Origin of the sequence: Curtobacterium sp. MCSS17_016 (assembly GCF_003234255.2) — a bacterium.
Lineage (GTDB): Bacteria > Actinomycetota > Actinomycetes > Actinomycetales > Microbacteriaceae > Curtobacterium > Curtobacterium flaccumfaciens.
On record NZ_CP126255.1, the window covers coordinates 247,558 to 265,300 of the forward strand.

The following is a 17,743-nucleotide window of genomic DNA, read 5'->3' on the forward strand; positions in this document are numbered from 1 at the left end:
CCCATGCGCATCCTGAGCATCGAGGTCGAAGGCCTCTGGTCCTACCGCGACCGTCAGCGCATCGACATCGCGAACATCCCGCTGCTCGTCGGCGCCGGCGAGAACGGGGCCGGCAAGTCCGCCATCATCGTCCACGCCATCATCGCCGCGTTCTACGCCAAGTTCCCCTCCCCCGGCGTGCAGGCGGACTACATCACCGACGGCACCACCGAGGCCCACGTCAGCGTCGAGTTCGAGCACGGCGGAGCGACGTACCGCATCGGCCGGACCTTCACCCGCGCCCGCGCCGGCGGTCAGGGCAGCCTGTCCGTGAAGGACGACTCGAACACGTCCGGGTGGCGGCCGCTGGTCTCCAAGGCGCACGCCGACGTCACCAAGGCGCTGTCGGAACTCATCGGCATGGACTACGACGCCGCGACGATGACGTGGATCTCCGAGCAGGGCGCGACGGGGAAGTTCCCCGAAGCGCAGCCCCGCGACCGGTTCAAGCTGCTCTCCGCCCTGTTCGACCTCGACGTCTACGACGAGAAGAAGAAGCAGGCCGAAGCGAAGGGCGCCGAGCTCGCGAAGCGTCACGAGGCTCTGAACGGCCGTATTGCTGAGCTCGAGCACACGCTGGAGCAGTCCGCGGAGAACACCCCCGAACACGCAGAGCAGTCCGACGTCGACATCGAGGACGCGCTGACGACGGAGCAGACCCGCCTCGACCAGGTGAACACCGAGGTCGCCGACCTGAACTCCGGCGACCCGGAGCGCCGCGTCCGCGAGGCGCAGGCAGCGTACGACGTCGTCAACGCCCGCCGTGTGCAGCTCCTCGACGAGTGGAACCGCGAGGTCGCCAGGTTCGACCGCACCCGTACCGACGCCGTGCAGCGTCATCAGCAGGCAACCGCGCAGGTGGATGCCCGCCTCACCGCGCAGCTTCTCGCCGTAGACGAGCGGACCTCCGCGTCCCGCCGTACCGCCGAGTCGCAGAAGCAGGCCGCCACGCAGGCGCTGACGCTGATCGCCGACGCGGAGAGCCGACTCGCTGACGTCACCGCAAGTGCCGCCGACGCCCGCCAGCAGGCCGCGCAGCACCGGCAGAACGCCGACGCGTTCGGCCGTCAGGTCTCCGACCACGCTGGCACCCGGGCTGCGTTCAAGACGGAGTGGGACGCCCTCAAGCAGCGCGAGCAGGACGCCACGAAGCGTCTCGAGACGCTGCGAACGTCAGTTGCTGGGGAACACGCGACGTGCTTCACCTGCAACCAGCACCTCTCCCCCGCAGACGCTCAGGCGCTCATCACCCTCACCGAGCAGGACCTCGCCTCCATCGCCGAGCGCAAGGTCGTCGTGAAGGACGGCGGGTCCGAAGCGGGCCAGGCGATGAACGCCGCGGCCGCCAACCAGCAGCAGGAGACCGCCCTCGCTGAGCAGGCCGAGCGCACCGCCGAGCAGGCGTCGCAGGAGCAGGCTCGGATGGAGACCGTCATCGCCGCGAAGGCGGAGCGAACCGCTGCGAAGCGTGACGCTGAGATGGTCCTGCTCGACCTCGACACCGAAGCCGACCAGGAGAAGGCGAAGGCTCACGACGCCCGCGACGCCGAGGTCGCCAGCCTCGACAAGGCGCACCAGCGGGAGCTGGCCGACATCGACCACCAGGCGGTGAACGCCAAGGAGCAGGTGGAGAAGTACACCGTCATCCCGACAGATGAGCAGGACCTCGCCAACGCGCTCGCCACCGCCCGCACTGCGGTTGCGGCGGAGGTCGCGCAGGTCGCCGCTGCACGCCAGCAGCTGGAGACCCGACGCAACGAGATCCGTGAGCGCATCAACGTGCTCGTCGCCGAGCGCAGCCGCCGGAACGAAGCCATCAACCAGCGCCGGGAGTTGAAGGTCCGCATCGATCTGCTGACGAAGGACCGCGACGCGCTCGAGCGTGAGCAGGAGACGTACAAGACCCTCGTCAAGGCGTTCTCGCAGACCGGGATCCCCGCGATGGTCCTGGCCGGCATGATGGAGCAGCTCAACGACAGCATCAACATGTCGCTGAACCGACTGTCCCGCGGTCAGATGCAGGTCCGCCTCGCAGCGTCGAAGGACGGCGCGAAGAACGTCTCCGACAACAAGGTCACCGTCTACGTCGAGACGCCGTCCGGCACCCGCACCTACGAAGCGCTCTCCGGCGGTCAGAAGTTCCGTGTCGCGCTCGCCATCCGCACCGGCCTCGCCGAAGCGATCGCCCGCGGCACCGGCGCTCCCGTCGAGACGTTCATCCTCGACGAGGGTTGGGGTTCCCTCGACATGAAGGGCATCATCGACGCCACCGAAGCGGTGTTCCGCCTGTCGGAGACGACGAACGTCCTCACCGTCACCCACATCCCCGAGGTGCGGGACGCGTTCCCGAACCGCGTCGAGGTGGAGATGGTCGGCGGCTCCTCCGTCGCACGAGTCGTCTGACCACACCCCTGCAACACCCCGTCAGCTGTGCGCATGGCAGCGGCGACGGGCACCCGGCCGCAGTCTGCGGCGCCACCAAGAAGGAACCACCACCGATGAGCACCATCCTCCCCACCACCACGTTCGACTCCGCCCTCGCAGCTGCGACCGCCGCGGCGCCAGCCCTCGCGGGCGACGCTCTGACCGCCGCGGTGACCGCAGCGCTCACCTCGGTGCTCAGTGAGAACCGCGTGTTGCAGATCGCCGTGCAGACCGCGGCAGAGCAGGCCGCCAACGAACGTGCGGTGCTCAGCAGCGCACAGCTCTGGTTCCTCAACAACGGTCACGGACTCGACGAACTCGGTGCCATCCTCGGCGGCCACACCACGTACGGGTTCGCACCCGACGGAGACACCGAAGGTCTCGACCCGGTCCAGGTCGCGGAAGCAGCGACGGAGGCGTATCTCCGTGAACTGGCGCGCGCAGACCGTCTCGACCACCAGGTGCACCTGCTCGTCACCGCTGAGTAGGTGCCACACGGCGACGCCGGCCGTCCCTGCCTGGGGACGGCCGGCGTCGCGTCAGAGCGCGCCGACCGCCTCGGCGCGGACCGCGGCGGCATCCCACTCGATGTCGCTCTCCGCGGCTGGGGCATGGAACTTCACGCGGCCGCGAACGGCGTGCTCCGTGTCCGCCATCAGCTGGTTCCCGACGGCCGCGGTGACGCCGCCGAGGATGTCCTGCAGCTCGCGGTACGCGTCGATGTCATGCGCGGTGATACCAGCCTGGATGGCCTTGCCCCGCTTCCGCAGGTCGTTCCGGGTGGCAGCGTCGATGCGGCCCGCTTGAATGAGCGCATGGCTGTGGATCGCGTCCGCAAGCTCTGCGGCGTCGCGGAAGGCGTCGGCGGACTGCGACGCGACACGGGTGTACCGGTTGGCGGCCATCTCGACCAGGCCTTCCGAGGCGAGACGAGCGATCGCTTCGCGCACCGGCGTGCGTGAGACGCTCAGCCAGGCGGTGAGCTCGTCGTCATTGAGGCGTTCACCCGGGAGGAGGGTGCCGTCCTCGATCGCGTCGAGCAACTGCTTGTAGACGACGTCGCGAAGAAGGGTTCGGGGACCACTCGCGGTACTACTCTTCGGCACTGGCATGTCGGTAGCGTATCCCGAATATATGTACAGGGGAAGGGGTGGCGATTGCGTCCAGCTGACGCGGACCGACCGGCATAGGCCAGGCATGCAGCAGAACATCATCACCAAGCGAGTCCAGCTCCTCACCGTCCTCGCCGACGTCCTCCCCGACACGACTGTCGAGTTCACCTACCGCGGCCTCGACATCAACGTCACCTGCGAGGGGTCGTCCCGCACAGTCACGTTCCCCGACGAGGACACCGACTTCGGGATCCTCACCTACGGGCCCCGGTTCAACACCGTCCTGAACACCGCCCGCGACCTCGAATGGCTCGCCGCAGCGTGGGCCGGCCGCAACGACGAATAGGCCTAGCGACAGCTCCTCGCCCGCCGCTACGGTGACGTCACGGCACACCCGACGCCGTGGAGACGGAGCCCGACATGAGCGCCCTCGACGATGCACTCGCCCGAGCACGGACTGCGGCGCCGGCGAAGCACGAACCGACGGTTGGCGAGCTGAGAGATCAGGCGAAAGTCGTGTTCGACGAGCTCCTCGCGGATGCCGTAGCGAAGCTTCGAGGCCTCAACGTCCCGCTGCTGGACGCGTGGCGACTCCGACAGAGCGAGTACGAGTTCTTCGCACCGGAGCGTGTGGCACGGGCTTGGCCACTGGGTGTCTTCATGCTCACCGAGGACGCCATCCCCTACGGATACAAGGAGCTGTACCCGGGGCCCTCCAGCTACGACGACAGCGGTCGGCCGCACATGTACGTGGGTGAGTCACTGTCGACTCCGGTGTACGCATCAGCGACGAACTCCGTGGTGGCGTTCCGCACGTCGAAGCCCACAGCGTTGCTGTACCGGCCAACGTTCCGGTGCTCGAGGACGATGTCGACCGCGATGGAAGACCGCTTCCCCGCCGGAGAGGGGGTCGCGTACCCGCTCGAAGACTTCCTCGCGCACGTCATCCTCGAGCTCGCTGAGGAGCGCTGATCGTTAGGGCAGCAGTGGTGTCCCGAGGAGGCGCGACACGACTCGTGAGACCCGGATGGATGACGCACGGACTGCGGCTGGTGACCGGTCCGCCCAGTACGGGGCGATGGGTTCGGTGACACCCCAACGGCGCGCGATGACCGCTGCGACTGCGTGGGTCTCCGCTTCGATGTTCGTGTCGTCTCCGCCGAGGACGTCGAGACGCATCCGGGCGACGTCGGTGACGGCGTCCTCCGGGTCTTCCTCGTCTGTCACCGCGCGGAACGCTGCCGCGAACATGCGTTCGTCCGGGAACGGCATCTGCGGCGAATGCGCCGGCCCGTCGGTCTGGGAGATGTCGAAGACGGTGCCGACGGTCGTTTCACCGGTGGCGCGCTCGTCGTAGAGCTGCTGCCCCTTCGCGTCGAGGATCGGCTCCCCGGTTGGATCCGTCAGCGGCAGTTTCACCTTCGCCTGCTTGAGGATGAGCAGCCCCTGTGCCCCCTTGCGCGGGGTGCGTCCGCGCTCCTTCCACTGCTTGAAGTCGGCGACGTCGGACACGTCCGGCATCTGTTCCTGCAAGAGGCGGAGGTTGTTCGCGGACATCCGTGGCATCCGGGCGGCAGCGTCGACGAAGTCATCCCAGCCGTCATCCGTGCAGAGCCGGTCGAGCGTGTCGTCGAGGACACCGACGATGGCGGTGACCTTCTCCTGCACGCTGTCGTATCGGCGTCGGAATGGGCTGTCGGCGGCGAGGTCGAGGTCACCTTCGCTGCGCAGGTCTGGCTTCCACCGGCCGGGGTTCGGCTCCCCAACCCGCTGACGTGGGGGCAGGGTGGCCGTCGGGCGTGGTGGAGCGATGGTCATGACCGGCACAGATGCGGCGGAGGTCGCGGCGGACTGCTACTCCGCGGATCCGAGACGCTCGAGCGCCGCGGTTGGGTCGTCTGCGACGAGTGCTGCTCGCGCGTCGGCGATGATGCGGCGGAGCTTCTGCTCCCGCTGCTCGGCCTCCTCACGCAGTTCGTGCGGGGTGGGTTTCCCGTCACGTTGCAGGACGACGCTGACAACTTCATCTCCGGCTCGGACCTGCGAGGAGATGTAGTTCTTCGCGTCCAGCAGGTCGAGGAATGCCAGCTGCGACTTGACGAACACTGCCAGTGCGTGGCCGGAGGACTCGATGTCCCACACGACAGGGTCAGAGGTGGCATCGAGCGTGGTGACGTTGAACCCTTCGTCTGCCGGCCGGGTCAGTGGCGGCATCGGGTCGCGGACAACTGGTCCGAATCCGTCCTTCGGTGCAGCGATGATGATCTGGTCGCCTTCGCCGCGCATCGTTGTGGTGCCGGTGCCGTACACCCGCTCGACGAGTTCGCTGACGTAGGTCATCCCGTCCACCGGGATGGGCAGCCGCAGTGCAAGGAACGGCTGACCTGGCTTGATGTCAGTCGTCATCGCCGTCGTCCTCGAGTCGCTCGAGCATGGTGCGAAGCGTCGCGAGGCCCTGCGGCTTCCGCAGTTCCAGCGTCGCCCAGGCGAGGCCGGCTGGGATGGCGGCGAGGATCTTGTTCGCATGCGCTTCGTTGTCGGCGGCCCAGGCGGACAGCAGGGCGCGGAAGATGCGGTCGGACTGGTCGCGCACCGGGTACGTGCCGGTCTCGAATCCGATGACGTCGCGGATGTCGGCTGCGGCGACGTCGACGGTGGTGGTGATGGTGCTCATGCGGGGGCTCCTGACGGGGTTGGCTGCCGGAGCTCTATGCGGGCAGGTGAGCAGGTGGTGGACGCCCGCCGGGACAGCCGTCCCTCCTTGTGGACGAGGTGCCCGCAGCGGACGCAGTAGCCGAACCCGCCGGAGCGTTCCCACTGCGTCTCGGGGCGGTCACCGGTGTCGAACTGGTGCCCGTTTTCCCGCCAGGTGCTGGCGATGCTCGCGAGGTGATGCTTCCGCGCGAGTTCCTGCTCGACGATTGACGCGGCGAGATGCGGGTGCTCGGGTAGCGCGGCGAGCACCTCAGCGAAGAAGTAGTCCTTCGCCGGAACGTGGGTTCCGATCGGTTCGGGTGTGTCAGCGGTCATCGGGAACGCTCTCGGTCATCGGGGTGTCGGCGGCCGCCGGCAACCACGACTGATGCGGCGAAAGGAGCCGTCCGCCGCTGGTTGAGTCCGTTCTGCGCGACGCCGCATAGATGCGGGCGTGACCAGACGTCAGAGCGCCGCCCATCGGGTGACAACTGCGGCAGCAGCTGTGTCAGTCGCTTCCGCGGTGGTGTCCCTGACCGGCCTCGGCCTGCTCGTCGACCGTCAGGCGAAGGACGCGGCCGCGCGGCATGAGGTGGCGCTGCAGCGTGTGCTCGATGACGTCGCCGCTGGCGAGCACCTCGCACAAGAGGCAGGGCTGACTCACTCCGCGGGCCAGGAAGCGGTTGCGGGCGTGAACACGACGACGGCGAGTCCGGTGGTCGTGGACGACCTGCGTCAACAGCTCGTGCAGCTCAGTCGCGCCCGCGACGCGCTGGTCGAAGCGGGCAGCGCGGCCCGCAGAACTGCAAGGCAGAACACCGGCGACGACATCGACAGAGTCCTGTTCTGGCGGTTGGGTGATTTCGACCGAGCGCTCGACCAGGTATCCCTGACCGACGAAGTCGCCACCGTGGTCGAGACGCAACGACTGGTGAACGACGACACGGATCGCCTCGAGGACGCAGAGGTGGCGGCTCCAAAGGGCCAGGAACCGGCGGCAGCGGCGGCAGTCGAGTCACCCGACGTCGAACACGCGGCCGCAGCCGCCGCACCGGCACCGCCGGCACAGCAGCCGGAGGCGGCGCCAGCAACCTCGTCGAAGCTCGACATCGCCCAGCAGACCTTCGACCGCTTCGGGTTCACCGGCGTCTCCTACGGCCCCGGCGTCGCCCAGGGCCACTACGCCGGCACCGACCTCGACGCGCAGCACATCTACGTGGACCTGGACCGGATCCCGGCAGCCCGGGTCGCCTCAGTCTGCATCCACGAGTACATGCACATCCTCCAGGCCCGTGCGTACGGCGGTCGCGCAGGAACCATCGCCCACTTCGGGTCCGTCGCAGCGATGGAACGAGACGCAGACCGCTCGGCCCTGCTGAACGGCGCCACCTGGACGCACTACCTCTGACGGCACCGCCGGTGCCAGACCGACCCGCTGATCTGCGGCAGTCGGCATAGGCACGGCATGACAGACGACGTCCGTTTCCTGCCGTCCTACGTGGGAAGCAAGCGCCACTGGCTGCCGACGCTGCAGCCCCTCGCCGGCCGCCCCTTCGTGGAGCTCTTCGCTGGCTCCGCCATCCTCTCCGCCAACCTCGCATCGAAGGCTCTCCTCGTAGACCTCGACCCCGTGGTCGCCCGCATCCTCTCCCGCTTCGACGAGCAGGAAGTGCCGGAGACCTTCACGCGTGCCGACTACTACCGGCTGCGGTCCGAGCCGGACTGGTGGCGTCACGCGTACGCGCTGCAGTCGCTGTCGTACTCGGGTGTGTTCCGCTACTCGAAGAACGGCTACAACGTCCCCGCGAAGGGCGGCCCGGACCCGGCGAAGAACAAGAAGAACGAGTTCCACGTTCGCCCCGCCTACGAACGCGCCCTCGAACGGTGGCGGGAACTTGCGCCCGACGTGCGCAACCAGTCCTACCTCGACATCACCGATGCTGACATCGCCGCCCTCGGGGACAACGTCATCGTCGTCCTCGACCCGCCGTACGAAGGGTCCCAGGCCGCGTACAACGGCAACGGCTTCGACTACGAGGCCTACTGGACGCGGGTCGCCGAGCTCACCGCTAAGTTCGACGTGCTCCTCTTCGACCGGCAGGCCAACATCGAGAAGCACGGCTTCGAAGTCCACGCCGTACGCAAGATGCGCGTCAACGGCGCCCGACCCGGCGACAGCGAAGCCCTCACCGTCATCCCGAAGGGCACCACCGGGAAGTAAGCACCCGAGACCGCGAACACTCCACCCGCATCGCAGCAGGTGGGGTGTTCAACGTCGGCGTCAGCGGTTCTCGAGCGCCCGCGTCAACGCTGTCACGACAGGCTGGTCGAAGCCGGCGGTGGTGAGGTCATGAGCGACCGCGCTCCGGAGCGTCGTCCAGGTCGTGGTCGTCCACAGCTTCGAGGCTTCCTGCTGCAACTTCATCGGCGTCTCAAGGTGAGGCCACTTCGCGACTTCAGTCGGCAGGATGGCGTTCCGTGCATCGCTGACGTCGGTTGAGGTCATGTCGGAGAGCCAGACGAACGGGATACCGCCGACACTGCCCTCTTTCGGCGCGTACAGGTCGTCGTGGGTGCATCCGGCCGGGTAGCAGATGATCTGGTTCGAGTAGAGCCCGTGGTGCTTGTCGGCGCAGTAGTCCTGGTCGCCGTGCACCATCGCTCCGAACTTCGCTTCGACGGCTGCGACAGCCTTCCATGACTCGTCGGCGTCGTCGAAGTTAGCGATGACGACGTCGATGCTGCGGCCGCCGAGACGCTTGCCTTCCGTGAGGTGCGCGTATCGGGATCCGGAGAGCAGGCCCGTGTTCTCGGATGGACTGATGTTGACGACGGCGCACAGATGGTTCGTCATCGCTTTGTTGAACACCCCCATGCCGAGGCCCATGAATGTCGTGACGTCGCTCTCCCACCAGGAGCGGGCCCCGCCTGCGAGGCGGGTGTCCACGAGGCTGTGCCAGCGGCTACCGAGGTGCCGCGCCCAGCGTCGGCTGACCTGGCCGCGAGCAGTCAGCTCATCGAGGGTCGCAGCGTCACCGACCCGCGGGTACACGTCCTCAACCACGACGGTGGTGCCGTGGGTGATGCGCTCTCCCGTGAGTGGGCTGAACCACTCTGCGGAGAGGTCGATGTCTTCACCGTCGAGGTCGACGCTGCTTCCGACGGCGAGCATCGGAGCCTCGTCGGGGTCGTCCTCGATGTAGAAGACGCGTCCCTTCGACGTTCCCACTGCGACGAGGACGACGTCGGTGCCGGCGTAGCCGACGGTGTAGTTGGTCGCGGCGGGGAAGAGTTCCAGCACTTGGTTGGTGACACCGAGCCCGGTTGTCGTCCGCAGTGTCGTGCGGAGCGCTTCCAGCTCACGTTCCGCGGCCACCAGGTCCTCGTCCTCGCCGGGGGTCCGGGCGAGGCTGAGTGTCGCCGTGAGCGCGTCGGCGAGGCTTTCACGGGCGCCGGCGTAGGTGTCGTAGCTACGTTCATCTGCGACGGCGTCGCGGTCGTGAGCGGCTTCTTCGTCCGTGACGGTTGTCAGAGCCGGCCACCCGAGGGTCGCGAGTACGTCGGCGGTCGGAACGCCGGGGAGCACTTCGTCCACAGTGTCGGTGAAGTAGCCGTCGGGGAAGAGCGCGACAATCGCGGCTGCGCGTTCGGCATCGTCGGCGGCGGTGCCGTCGGTGAGCAGGAGTCTGTTGGTGGGCTCGCCTGGCTTGGAGGCGAGTTCCTCCGCGCGGTCACGGAGCCACGCCTGGTCGTCGGTGGGCATCCCGGTGAAGACCTCCTCGATGCCCTCCGGCGGGCTGAGGACGATCGCCCAGACGTCCGGGTGCGCTGCGCGTGCGGCGGCGGTTGCCTTCGCGCGGCGCGTCATCGCGATGTTGTGCTCGAGCTCGGTGATGCGCTGTTGCAGCGCTTCCGGCGTGTTCGGGTCGTCGGCCAGCGTCATCGTTCCCCCGTGGTGGTGTTGGTCGGTTCGCTGATCCTATGGGCGGAGGGCGACACGATCTGGTGCCCTGGTACAGCGAACGCTCCGCCGGCGCGACGCTATGGTGCTGGGGTGAGTGACGCTCAGCCGACGTTTGCTGCCGAGGACGAGGACTTTCGTCGCTTCGCGCAGCAGGTCCGCAACAGGGTGGTGCGGCGGCGCCTCAATCCGCCTATCTCGGCCGAACGCGCCGAGGCTCTGCTTGCTGATGAGCGGGCCCTCCGGCAGGAGTTCGATGCACGCCGCCGCGAACGTTCGTCATCCCGCAGTCCCGTTGACGGTTCCGTCACAACCCTGCCGGCGCGCGAGACACTCGCAACGATGCCTCTCACCTCGGCCCTCGGCGTGATGTTCGCCTGGACGGCTTCGCTCGTAGTGCTCCTCGGCCTGGGATACACCGCGCTCCAGCAAGGGCTCGCCCAGGACTTGGTCTACGAAGGGGACTGCACGAAAACGTCTCTGGGATTTCGGTGCCACACCCACGTGATGGCATGGCAACCCGATGCAGGTGACATCGTCTGCCTCGCGCTGGCGGGCTTGTGCTTCCTTGGCGCGGCCGTCCTCGTGATCGTCACCCTGTACCAGGCGACGCGAAACCGGCACGGGTCGGTGAGCTAATTCGTCGCCGGCAACGCCGAACGCCCCGCCGTCGTGGTGACAGCGGGGCGGGTGGCGCAGATACCCCTTTGGGAGAGCAACTGGCCCTGTGCGAAACGCGGATCTCGCGGGACGGTGCCTAGTCCTCGTCGAAGAGGTCCCAGTCGGAGTCTTCGGTCGCTTCGGTCTTCCCGATGACGTAGGACGAGCCGGAGCCGGAGAAGAAGTCGTGGTTCTCCCCGCCGGTCGGGTCGAGGGCGGAGCGGATGGCCGGGTCGAAGTCGGTGATGTTCTCCGGGAACAGCGGGTCGTAGCCGAGGTTCATCAACGCCTTGTTGGCGTTGTAGTGCATAAACTTCTTCACGTCCTCCGTCCAGCCGACGCTGTCGTAGAGGTCCGCGGCGTACTTGACCTCGTTGTCGTAGAGGTCCATGAGGAGCTCGTACGCGTAGCCCTTCAGCTCCTCCTGACGCTCCGGGGTCTCCAGCTTCAGGGCCCGCTGGAACCAGTAGCCGATGGCGACGCCGTGGACGGACTCGTCGCGGACGATGAGGCGGACGAGGTCGGCGGTGTTCGTCAGCTTCGCGCGCGAGGACCAGTAGAACGGCAGGTAGAAGCCGGAGTAGAACAGGAACGACTCGAGCAGGGTCGAGGCGATCTTCTTCTTCAGCGGGTCGTCGCCGCGGTACCGGTCGAGGACGATCTCGGCCTTCTTCTGCAGGTACGGGTTCTCCTCCGACCAGCGGAACGCCTCGTCGATGTCGCGGGACGAGCAAAGGGTGGAGAACACCGACGAGTACGACCGGGCGTGGACCGACTCCATGAAGGAGATGTTGGTCAGCACCGCTTCCTCGTGTGGGGTGAGCGCGTCGGGGATCATCGACACGGCACCGACGGTGCCCTGGATGGTGTCGAGGAGCGTCAGCCCGGTGAACACCCGCATGGTGAGGGTCTTCTCCTCGTCGGTGAGGGTCGCCCACGACTGGACGTCGTTGGACAGCGGCACCTTCTCCGGGAGCCAGAACTGCTCGGTGAGCTTGTTCCAGAGCTGCAGGTCGAAGTCGTCGTCGATCTTGTTCCAGTTGATGGGGCGGGTGAGCAGGTTCTGCTTCTCGTCGGTCATGCGGTGTCTTCCGTGGTTGAAGTCGTGGAGGGGTGGGAACGGGGCACCGGCTCTATGCCGGCGCCCCGTTGGGACCTGTTCAGGTCAGAGCTGGCAGGAGACGCAGCCCTCCGCTTCCGTGCCGGCGAGTGCCGTGGTGCGGATGCGGATGTAGTAGATGGACTTGATGCCCTTCCGGAAGGCGTAGATCTGCGCCTTGTTGACGTCGCGGGTGGTGGCGGTGTCCTTGAAGAACAGCGTGAGGGACAGGCCCTGGTCCACGTGCTGCGTGGCCGCGGCGTACGTGTCGATGATCTTCTCCGGGCCAACCTCGTACGCGTCCTGGAAGTACTCCTGGTTCTCGTTCGTCATGAACGGAGCGGCGTAGTAGACCCGGCCGAGCTTGCCTTCCTTGCGGATCTCGATCTTCGACGCGATGGGGTGGATGCTCGACGTCGAGTTGTTGATGTACGAGATGGACCCGGTCGGTGGGACGGCCTGCAGGTTCTGGTTGTAGATGCCGTGCTTGGCGACGGCGCGCTTGAGCTTGCGCCAGTCGTCCTGGTCCGGGATGGCGATGCCGGCGTTGGCGAACAGGTCGGCGACGCGCTGGGTGGCGGGCTTCCACTCACGGTCGGTGTACTTGTCGAAGAACTCCCCCGACGCGTACTTCGAGTCCTCGAACCCGGCGAACGTCTCGCCCTGCTCCTTGGCGATGAGGTTCGACGCGCGCAGCGCGTGGAACAGCACCGTGTAGAAGTAGATGTTGGTGAAGTCGATGCCTTCCTCGGAGCCGTAGTGGATGCGCTCGCGGCCGAGGTAGCCGGCGAGGTTCATCTGGCCGAGGCCGATGGCGTGCGACTGGTCGTTGCCGTTCTCGATGGATGGCACGGCGGAGATGTGCGACTGCTGCGACACGGCAGTGAGGCCGCGGATGGCGGTCTCGACGGTCTTGCCGAGGTTGCCGCCGTCCATCGCGAGGGCGATGTTCAGCGAGCCGAGGTTGCAGGAGATGTCCTTGCCGACGACGTCCACGTTGAGGTTCTCGTGGTACGTCGTCGGGGTGTTGACCTGCAGGATCTCGGAGCACAGGTTCGACATGTTGATGCGGCCCTTGATCGGGTTCGCCTTGTTCACCGTGTCCTCGAACACGATGTACGGGTAGCCGGACTCGAACTGCAGCTCGGCGACGGTCTGGAAGAACTCGCGGGCGCTGATCTTGGTCTTCTTGATGGCGGGGTTGTCCACCATCTCCTGGTACTTCTCCGTGACGGAGATGTCGCCGAAGGGGATGCCGTAGAACTTCTCGACGTCGTACGGGGAGAAGAGGTACATGTCCTCGTTCTTCGCGGCGAGCTTGAACGTGATGTCGGGGACGACGACGCCGAGCGACAGCGTCTTGATGCGGATCTTCTCGTCGGCGTTCTCACGCTTGGTGTCGAGGAACTTCATGATGTCCGGGTGGTGCGCGGACAGGTAGACGGCGCCGGCGCCCTGGCGTGCGCCGAGCTGGTTGGCGTAGGAGAACGAGTCCTCCAGGAGCTTCATCACGGGGATGATGCCGGACGACTGGTTCTCGATCTGCTTGATCGGGGCGCCGGTCTCGCGGATGTTGGAGAGGTTGAGGGCGACACCGCCGCCGCGCTTGGAGAGCTGCAGGGCGGAGTTGATGCCGCGGCTGATGGACTCCATGTTGTCCTCGACGCGGAGGAGGAAGCAGGAGACGAGCTCACCGCGCTGGGCCTTGCCGGCGTTGAGGAATGTCGGAGTTGCGGGCTGGAAGCGGCCGGAGATCATCTCGTTGACGAGGTCGCGGGCGAGCTTCTCGTTGCCGGCTGCGAGGGTGAGCGCGGTCATGACGATGCGGTCCTCGAACCGTTCCAGGTAGCGCTTGCCGTCGAACGACTTGAGGGTGTAGCTCGTGTAGTACTTGAACGCGCCGAGGAACGACTCGAAGCGGTGCTTCACGGCGTAGGCCTGCTTGGTGAGGTCCTTCACGAACGCGAAGTCGTACTGGTCGAGCATCGCCTTCTCGTAGTACTCGTTCTCGATGAGGTAGTCGATGCGCTCCTCGAACGTGTTCCAGAAGCGGGTGTGGGTGTTGACGTGCTCGAGGAAGTACTGGCGGGCGGCTTCCTTGTCGGCGCCGAACTGGATGTTCCCGTCGGCGTCGTAGAGGTTCAGCAGCGCGTTGAGCGAGTGGTAGTCCTTCGACCGGACGTTGGGGATCTCGACGGGGGTTGGTGTGGTCACGGTGCGGTGGTCTCCTGATTGGTCCAGAACTGGGTGAGTCCGTCGCGGACTCGGGTGTGGTCTTCGGGTGTGCCGGCGATTTCGAACCGGTACAGCAGCGGCACGTGGCACTTCGAGGCGATTTGGTGTCCTGCGGCGCAGAACTCATCGCCGAAGTTGGCGTTGCCGGAGGCGATGACGCCTCGGAGGAGCGAGCGGTTGCCCCGGTCGTTGAGGAACCGGGCAACCTGGGTGGGAATCTTCCGTTCCGCTCGGGCCCCGTAGGTGGGGACGATGAGGACGTACGGTTCCGTTGCGGTCAGCGGGTTGTCGCCGGCGCGGATTGGCATCCGGTCTGCGGGGAGGCCGAGTCGTTCGATGAAGCGGTGGGTGTTCTCGGAGGGGTTCGAGAAGTAGATGAGGCGGGCCATCAGGCCGCGACGAGTGCACTCTCCGCGGGGATGGCGCCGATCTTCATGGGGTTGAACCCGGACCAGTGGTCGTCGTCGGTGACGATGACGGGTGCCTGCTTGTAGCCGAGGCCGGCAACGAAGGCGTATGCCTTCTCGTCCTGGGTGATGTCGACGACGTCGTAGATGACGCCCTTGTTGTCGAGGGCGCGGTACGTGGCGGTGCACTGGACGCAGGAGGGCTTGGAGTAGACGGTGACGGCCATGGTCTTCTTTCTGGTGTGGGCGTCGCCGGCTGTCGGCCGAGGGCGCTGTTCGGGGTGGTGAGGTGGTAACGAAGGTGTGCGCGGGAGCAGTGCTCCCGACACGCCGTCTGCCTTCCTCGCGCCCTGCTGTCGGGTGGGCGTGAGGAAGGACATGCGGCAGAAGTCAGACGGCGACAGTGCCCTTGATGGGCGGGTGCGGGTCGTAGCCGACGACGTCGAAGTCCTCGAACTGGTAGTCGAAGATGGACTCCGGCTTCCGGTTGATGACCAGCTGCGGGAGCGGGCGGACGTCGCGGCTGAGCTGCTCGTTCACCTGGTTCAGGTGGTTGTCGTAGATGTGGGTGTCACCGCCGGTCCAAATGAACTCCCCGACCTCGTACCCGGTCTGCTGAGCGACCATGTGGGTCAGCAGCGCGTAGGAGGCGATGTTGAACGGCACGCCGAGGAACATGTCTGCGGACCGCTGGTACAGCTGGCAGGAGAGCTTGCCGTCGGCGACGTAGAACTGGAACAGGGCGTGGCACGGCGGGAGCGCCATGTCGGGCACGTCCGCCGGGTTCCACGCGGAGACGATGATGCGTCGCGAGTCGGGGTTGGTCTTCAGCTGGTCGATGACCTGCTGGATCTGGTCGATGGTCCCGCCGTCGTGGTCGGGCCAGGAGCGCCACTGGTGCCCGTAGACGGGGCCCAGGTCGCCGTTCTCGTCCGCCCACTCGTTCCAGATGCGGACGCCGTTCTCCTGCAACCAGGTGACGTTCGTCGAGCCCTGCAGGAACCAGAGCAGTTCGATGGCGACGGACTTGAAGTGGACCTTCTTCGTCGTCAGGAGCGGGAACCCCTTCGACAGGTCGTAGCGGATCTGTCGGCCGAAGACGCTGCGCGTTCCGGTGCCGGTGCGGTCCGACTTGTGTGAGCCGGTGGTGAGGACGTCGCGGAGAAGGTCCTCGTACGGTGTTGGTGCTGTCACGTGCGCTCCCTGAACTGGTTCCGGCAGCGGATGTGACGCGGACGCTGCTGAGCGTCCGGACGTGCCGGCTCCCGCTCCTATGCGGCGGGTGTCAGATGAGCGGGGCGGAACGGGAAACGACCCGTCACCGGTGCGGTGACGGGTCGTTCTCGGGTGACGGTTCGGGCCGTCAGGCGGTGACGGCTGCCTTCTCGGCGAGCACCTCGGCCAGCATCGGCAGGACGGTGTCCTCCCAGCCGTCCCAGCCGGCCAGGCGCGGCAGGACGGTGTCGAGGCGGTTGTGCGGCTGGGTGAACAGCAGCTGCCTCCATGCCGGTGGGATGGCGCCGGTGACGCCGGAGCGGTCGTCGATGAGGAGGTCACCGAAGACGAACGTCTTGTCCTTCGAGATGATGGCTCGGTTGGCGAAGAACGGGCCGCCGAGTGCCTCGAGCTGGGTCAGCTTCTGCGAGGCGCACGTCGGGTTCGTCGCCCACGGGGCGGTGCAGATGCGGACGTTGATGCCGAGGTCGATCATCTGGTGCAGAGCGTCGAACGCGCCGGGCAGCGGCTTGAGGGACGCGTACAGCTCCGGGTGGTTCATCGCCGCCATCAGGCGGGCCTTGTGGTCGTCCGTCTCCCCGCCGAACAGGTCGAAGCTGTCGCGCTCCTCCGGCGTCTTGATGTGGTGGCCGGGGTTGTCGATGAGGAAGCGGTCGTACAGGCCGGCGCCGAAGTCCACGAGGACGTCGTCCATGTCGACGAGGACGACCGGCGCGCGGCCGGTTGCTGCAGCGAACGCAGCGAACTGCTCGCGGTAGTCGTTGAGGTCGGTCATGGTCTCTCTATGCGCGGTGTGCGACGCGACCTGGGGTGTCCCTCTTCGCGGGGATTCCGGCGCGACTGTGAGCGATGCTAGGTTTCACGTTGGTCGGGGCCCGACCCTTCCCCGAACGCGGAGTCACCCATGCATGCTCGTCGCCGTCGGCACGTCGCCGCGACGTTCGCCCTCATCGCCGGTCTCGGCCTCGTCCCGGCTGTTGCGTCAGTCAGCGCGGCGAACGCGGCAGCCCCGGAACCGTCCGCACCGGCAACGGCGTCCACGGCCGCGAAGGTCACCCCGACCATCACGGTGGACCTTCTCGAACCGGCGGTGGCACCCGAGCCGGCGAACATCCGGTTCAGGGTCACTCCGGCGACAGACGGGGCAAGACTCGAAGACATCGTTGTACGCACGGACGTCGGGGATTTCACCCCCGGCTATTGGGAGTCACCCAACAACTTCTGGGTGGCCACGGTGACAGCGCCGGCCGGACATCACTGGGCGCAGGTGTACACACCGGAGACGGCGACGCTCGCCGCCGCCGTCAGCGGCCGGTTCGAGTTCGACATCGCTCCGGAACCGGTTCGTACCGCGACGACTACGACACTGACGATGCCGACGGACGCCGTCGGAGGGGTGCCGTACCCGTACATCATCTCGGTGAGCCCGAGCGCCGGCAGCACCGGTCGAGTGGAGCTGTCCACCTACGACTGGTACGGCAACCGCTACTACCTCGGCGTGGGCGCACTGCGGAATGGCAAGGCCACGATCACGGCGACGGTCCCGCCGGGGGAGCACGTCATCGTCGCCCGGTTCGCCGGCGACGACCAGTACGCGGTGTCTGAGACCGGAGCGCGGCAGGTGTACGCGCGAGGCCCGGCCGCGGTTGCTGACCCGCCCGCGCAGCCGGTGCCCAGTGCGACGCAGGTGGCTGCAGCTCCCACTGCCGTACCGACGTCATCTACCGCCTCAGTTGGGCAGCAGCGGGCGTCCGCGGGCCGCGGCGAACTCGCCTACACGGGCGCTGACCCGTGGCCGGGCGTTGCCCTGTCCGTGAGCCTTCTGACCGCTGGTGCTGCGCTGGCAGTGCTCGTGCGGCGGCGCCGTCGAATCTGA

General features: G+C 66.9%; 20 protein-coding genes. 8 read left to right on the forward strand and 12 right to left on the reverse strand.

Features of this window, described 5'->3' with window-relative positions; translation table 11 throughout:
* Positions 1–3 precede the first annotated feature (3 nt).
* Complete coding sequence (locus DEJ19_RS20020; RefSeq protein WP_111232021.1) at positions 4–2,442, forward strand: AAA family ATPase; 2,439 nt, start codon at positions 4–6, stop codon at positions 2,440–2,442.
* Positions 2,443–2,537: 95 nt separating this feature from the next.
* Positions 2,538–2,951 (forward strand): hypothetical protein, encoded by a 414-nt coding sequence (locus DEJ19_RS20025; RefSeq protein ID WP_111232020.1) that lies wholly within the window; start codon positions 2,538–2,540, stop codon positions 2,949–2,951.
* Between the two features lie 51 nt (positions 2,952–3,002).
* On the opposite strand, the gene DEJ19_RS22040 is transcribed toward DEJ19_RS20025, so the two are convergent.
* Positions 3,003–3,575, reverse strand: coding sequence for a GntR family transcriptional regulator (locus DEJ19_RS22040; protein ID WP_111232019.1), 573 nt, complete (start codon positions 3,573–3,575; stop codon positions 3,003–3,005).
* Positions 3,576–3,660: 85 nt separating this feature from the next.
* Here DEJ19_RS22040 and DEJ19_RS20035 point away from each other — a divergent pair, with 85 nt between their 5' ends.
* Together DEJ19_RS20035 and DEJ19_RS20040 are read left to right on the forward strand one after the other, a co-directional pair.
* Positions 3,661–3,921, forward strand: a complete 261-nt coding sequence (locus DEJ19_RS20035) for a hypothetical protein (RefSeq protein WP_111232018.1) — start codon at positions 3,661–3,663, stop codon at positions 3,919–3,921.
* Positions 3,922–3,995: 74 nt separating this feature from the next.
* Entirely contained in the window at positions 3,996–4,547 is a 552-nt protein-coding gene (locus tag DEJ19_RS20040; RefSeq protein WP_111232017.1) for a hypothetical protein, read from the forward strand.
* A 3-nt stretch (positions 4,548–4,550) separates the two neighbouring features.
* Here DEJ19_RS20040 and DEJ19_RS20045 read toward each other — a convergent pair whose 3' ends face one another.
* Genes DEJ19_RS20045 through DEJ19_RS20060 form a run of 4 tightly spaced genes read right to left on the reverse strand, consistent with a single transcriptional unit; the run spans position 4,551 to position 6,605 of the window.
* Positions 4,551–5,393: an ArdC family protein gene (locus DEJ19_RS20045; protein WP_220035269.1), complete on the reverse strand. Its 843-nt coding sequence runs from the start codon at positions 5,391–5,393 to the stop codon at positions 4,551–4,553.
* A gap of 36 nt (positions 5,394–5,429) precedes the next feature.
* Entirely contained in the window at positions 5,430–5,981 is a 552-nt protein-coding gene (locus DEJ19_RS20050; RefSeq protein WP_111232015.1) for a hypothetical protein, read from the reverse strand.
* Positions 5,971–6,249 carry a hypothetical protein gene (locus DEJ19_RS20055; protein ID WP_111232014.1) on the reverse strand — a complete coding sequence of 93 codons (279 nt, stop codon included), beginning with the start codon at positions 6,247–6,249 and terminating at the stop codon, positions 5,971–5,973. Before DEJ19_RS20055 ends, DEJ19_RS20050 begins: the two co-directional genes overlap by 11 nt.
* Complete coding sequence (locus DEJ19_RS20060) at positions 6,246–6,605, reverse strand: hypothetical protein (RefSeq protein ID WP_111232013.1); 360 nt, start codon at positions 6,603–6,605, stop codon at positions 6,246–6,248. Before DEJ19_RS20060 ends, DEJ19_RS20055 begins: the two co-directional genes overlap by 4 nt.
* 169 nt (positions 6,606–6,774) lie before the next feature.
* On the opposite strand from DEJ19_RS20060, the gene DEJ19_RS20065 reads away from it, so the two are divergent.
* Together DEJ19_RS20065 and DEJ19_RS20070 are read left to right on the forward strand one after the other, a co-directional pair.
* Positions 6,775–7,677, forward strand: coding sequence for a hypothetical protein (locus tag DEJ19_RS20065; RefSeq protein ID WP_146250478.1), 903 nt, complete (start codon positions 6,775–6,777; stop codon positions 7,675–7,677).
* 57 nt (positions 7,678–7,734) lie between these two features.
* Positions 7,735–8,490, forward strand: a complete 756-nt coding sequence (locus tag DEJ19_RS20070; protein WP_111232011.1) for a DNA adenine methylase — start codon at positions 7,735–7,737, stop codon at positions 8,488–8,490.
* Between the two features lie 60 nt (positions 8,491–8,550).
* Here the strand turns inward: DEJ19_RS20070 and DEJ19_RS20075 are convergent, their stop codons facing one another.
* Positions 8,551–10,212: a hypothetical protein gene (locus DEJ19_RS20075; protein ID WP_111232010.1), complete on the reverse strand. Its 1,662-nt coding sequence runs from the start codon at positions 10,210–10,212 to the stop codon at positions 8,551–8,553.
* A gap of 111 nt (positions 10,213–10,323) precedes the next feature.
* Between DEJ19_RS20075 and DEJ19_RS20080 the strand changes: the two genes are divergently transcribed.
* Positions 10,324–10,869, forward strand: coding sequence for a hypothetical protein (locus tag DEJ19_RS20080; RefSeq protein WP_111232009.1), 546 nt, complete (start codon positions 10,324–10,326; stop codon positions 10,867–10,869).
* 118 nt (positions 10,870–10,987) lie between these two features.
* Here DEJ19_RS20080 and nrdF read toward each other — a convergent pair whose 3' ends face one another.
* The 6 genes from nrdF to DEJ19_RS20110 form a co-directional block, all read right to left on the reverse strand.
* Entirely contained in the window at positions 10,988–11,971 is a 984-nt protein-coding gene (gene nrdF / locus DEJ19_RS20085) for a class 1b ribonucleoside-diphosphate reductase subunit beta (protein WP_111232008.1), read from the reverse strand.
* An 84-nt stretch (positions 11,972–12,055) separates the two neighbouring features.
* A complete protein-coding gene (gene nrdE / locus DEJ19_RS20090) occupies positions 12,056–14,203 on the reverse strand; it encodes a class 1b ribonucleoside-diphosphate reductase subunit alpha (RefSeq protein ID WP_111232007.1) in 2,148 nt (715 codons plus the stop codon).
* Positions 14,200–14,613: a class Ib ribonucleoside-diphosphate reductase assembly flavoprotein NrdI gene (gene nrdI, locus DEJ19_RS20095; protein WP_111232006.1), complete on the reverse strand. Its 414-nt coding sequence runs from the start codon at positions 14,611–14,613 to the stop codon at positions 14,200–14,202. The genes nrdE and nrdI overlap by 4 nt, the downstream gene beginning before the upstream one ends.
* Positions 14,613–14,858, reverse strand: coding sequence for a glutaredoxin-like protein NrdH (gene nrdH / locus DEJ19_RS20100; RefSeq protein ID WP_111232005.1), 246 nt, complete (start codon positions 14,856–14,858; stop codon positions 14,613–14,615). Before nrdH ends, nrdI begins: the two co-directional genes overlap by 1 nt.
* 163 nt (positions 14,859–15,021) lie before the next feature.
* Positions 15,022–15,825, reverse strand: coding sequence for a thymidylate synthase (locus DEJ19_RS20105; protein ID WP_111232004.1), 804 nt, complete (start codon positions 15,823–15,825; stop codon positions 15,022–15,024).
* A 169-nt stretch (positions 15,826–15,994) separates the two neighbouring features.
* Positions 15,995–16,642, reverse strand: a complete 648-nt coding sequence (locus DEJ19_RS20110) for a 5' nucleotidase, NT5C type (RefSeq protein ID WP_111232003.1) — start codon at positions 16,640–16,642, stop codon at positions 15,995–15,997.
* Between the two features lie 129 nt (positions 16,643–16,771).
* On the opposite strand from DEJ19_RS20110, the gene DEJ19_RS20115 reads away from it, so the two are divergent.
* A complete protein-coding gene (locus DEJ19_RS20115) occupies positions 16,772–17,743 on the forward strand; it encodes an Ig-like domain repeat protein (RefSeq protein WP_111232002.1) in 972 nt (323 codons plus the stop codon).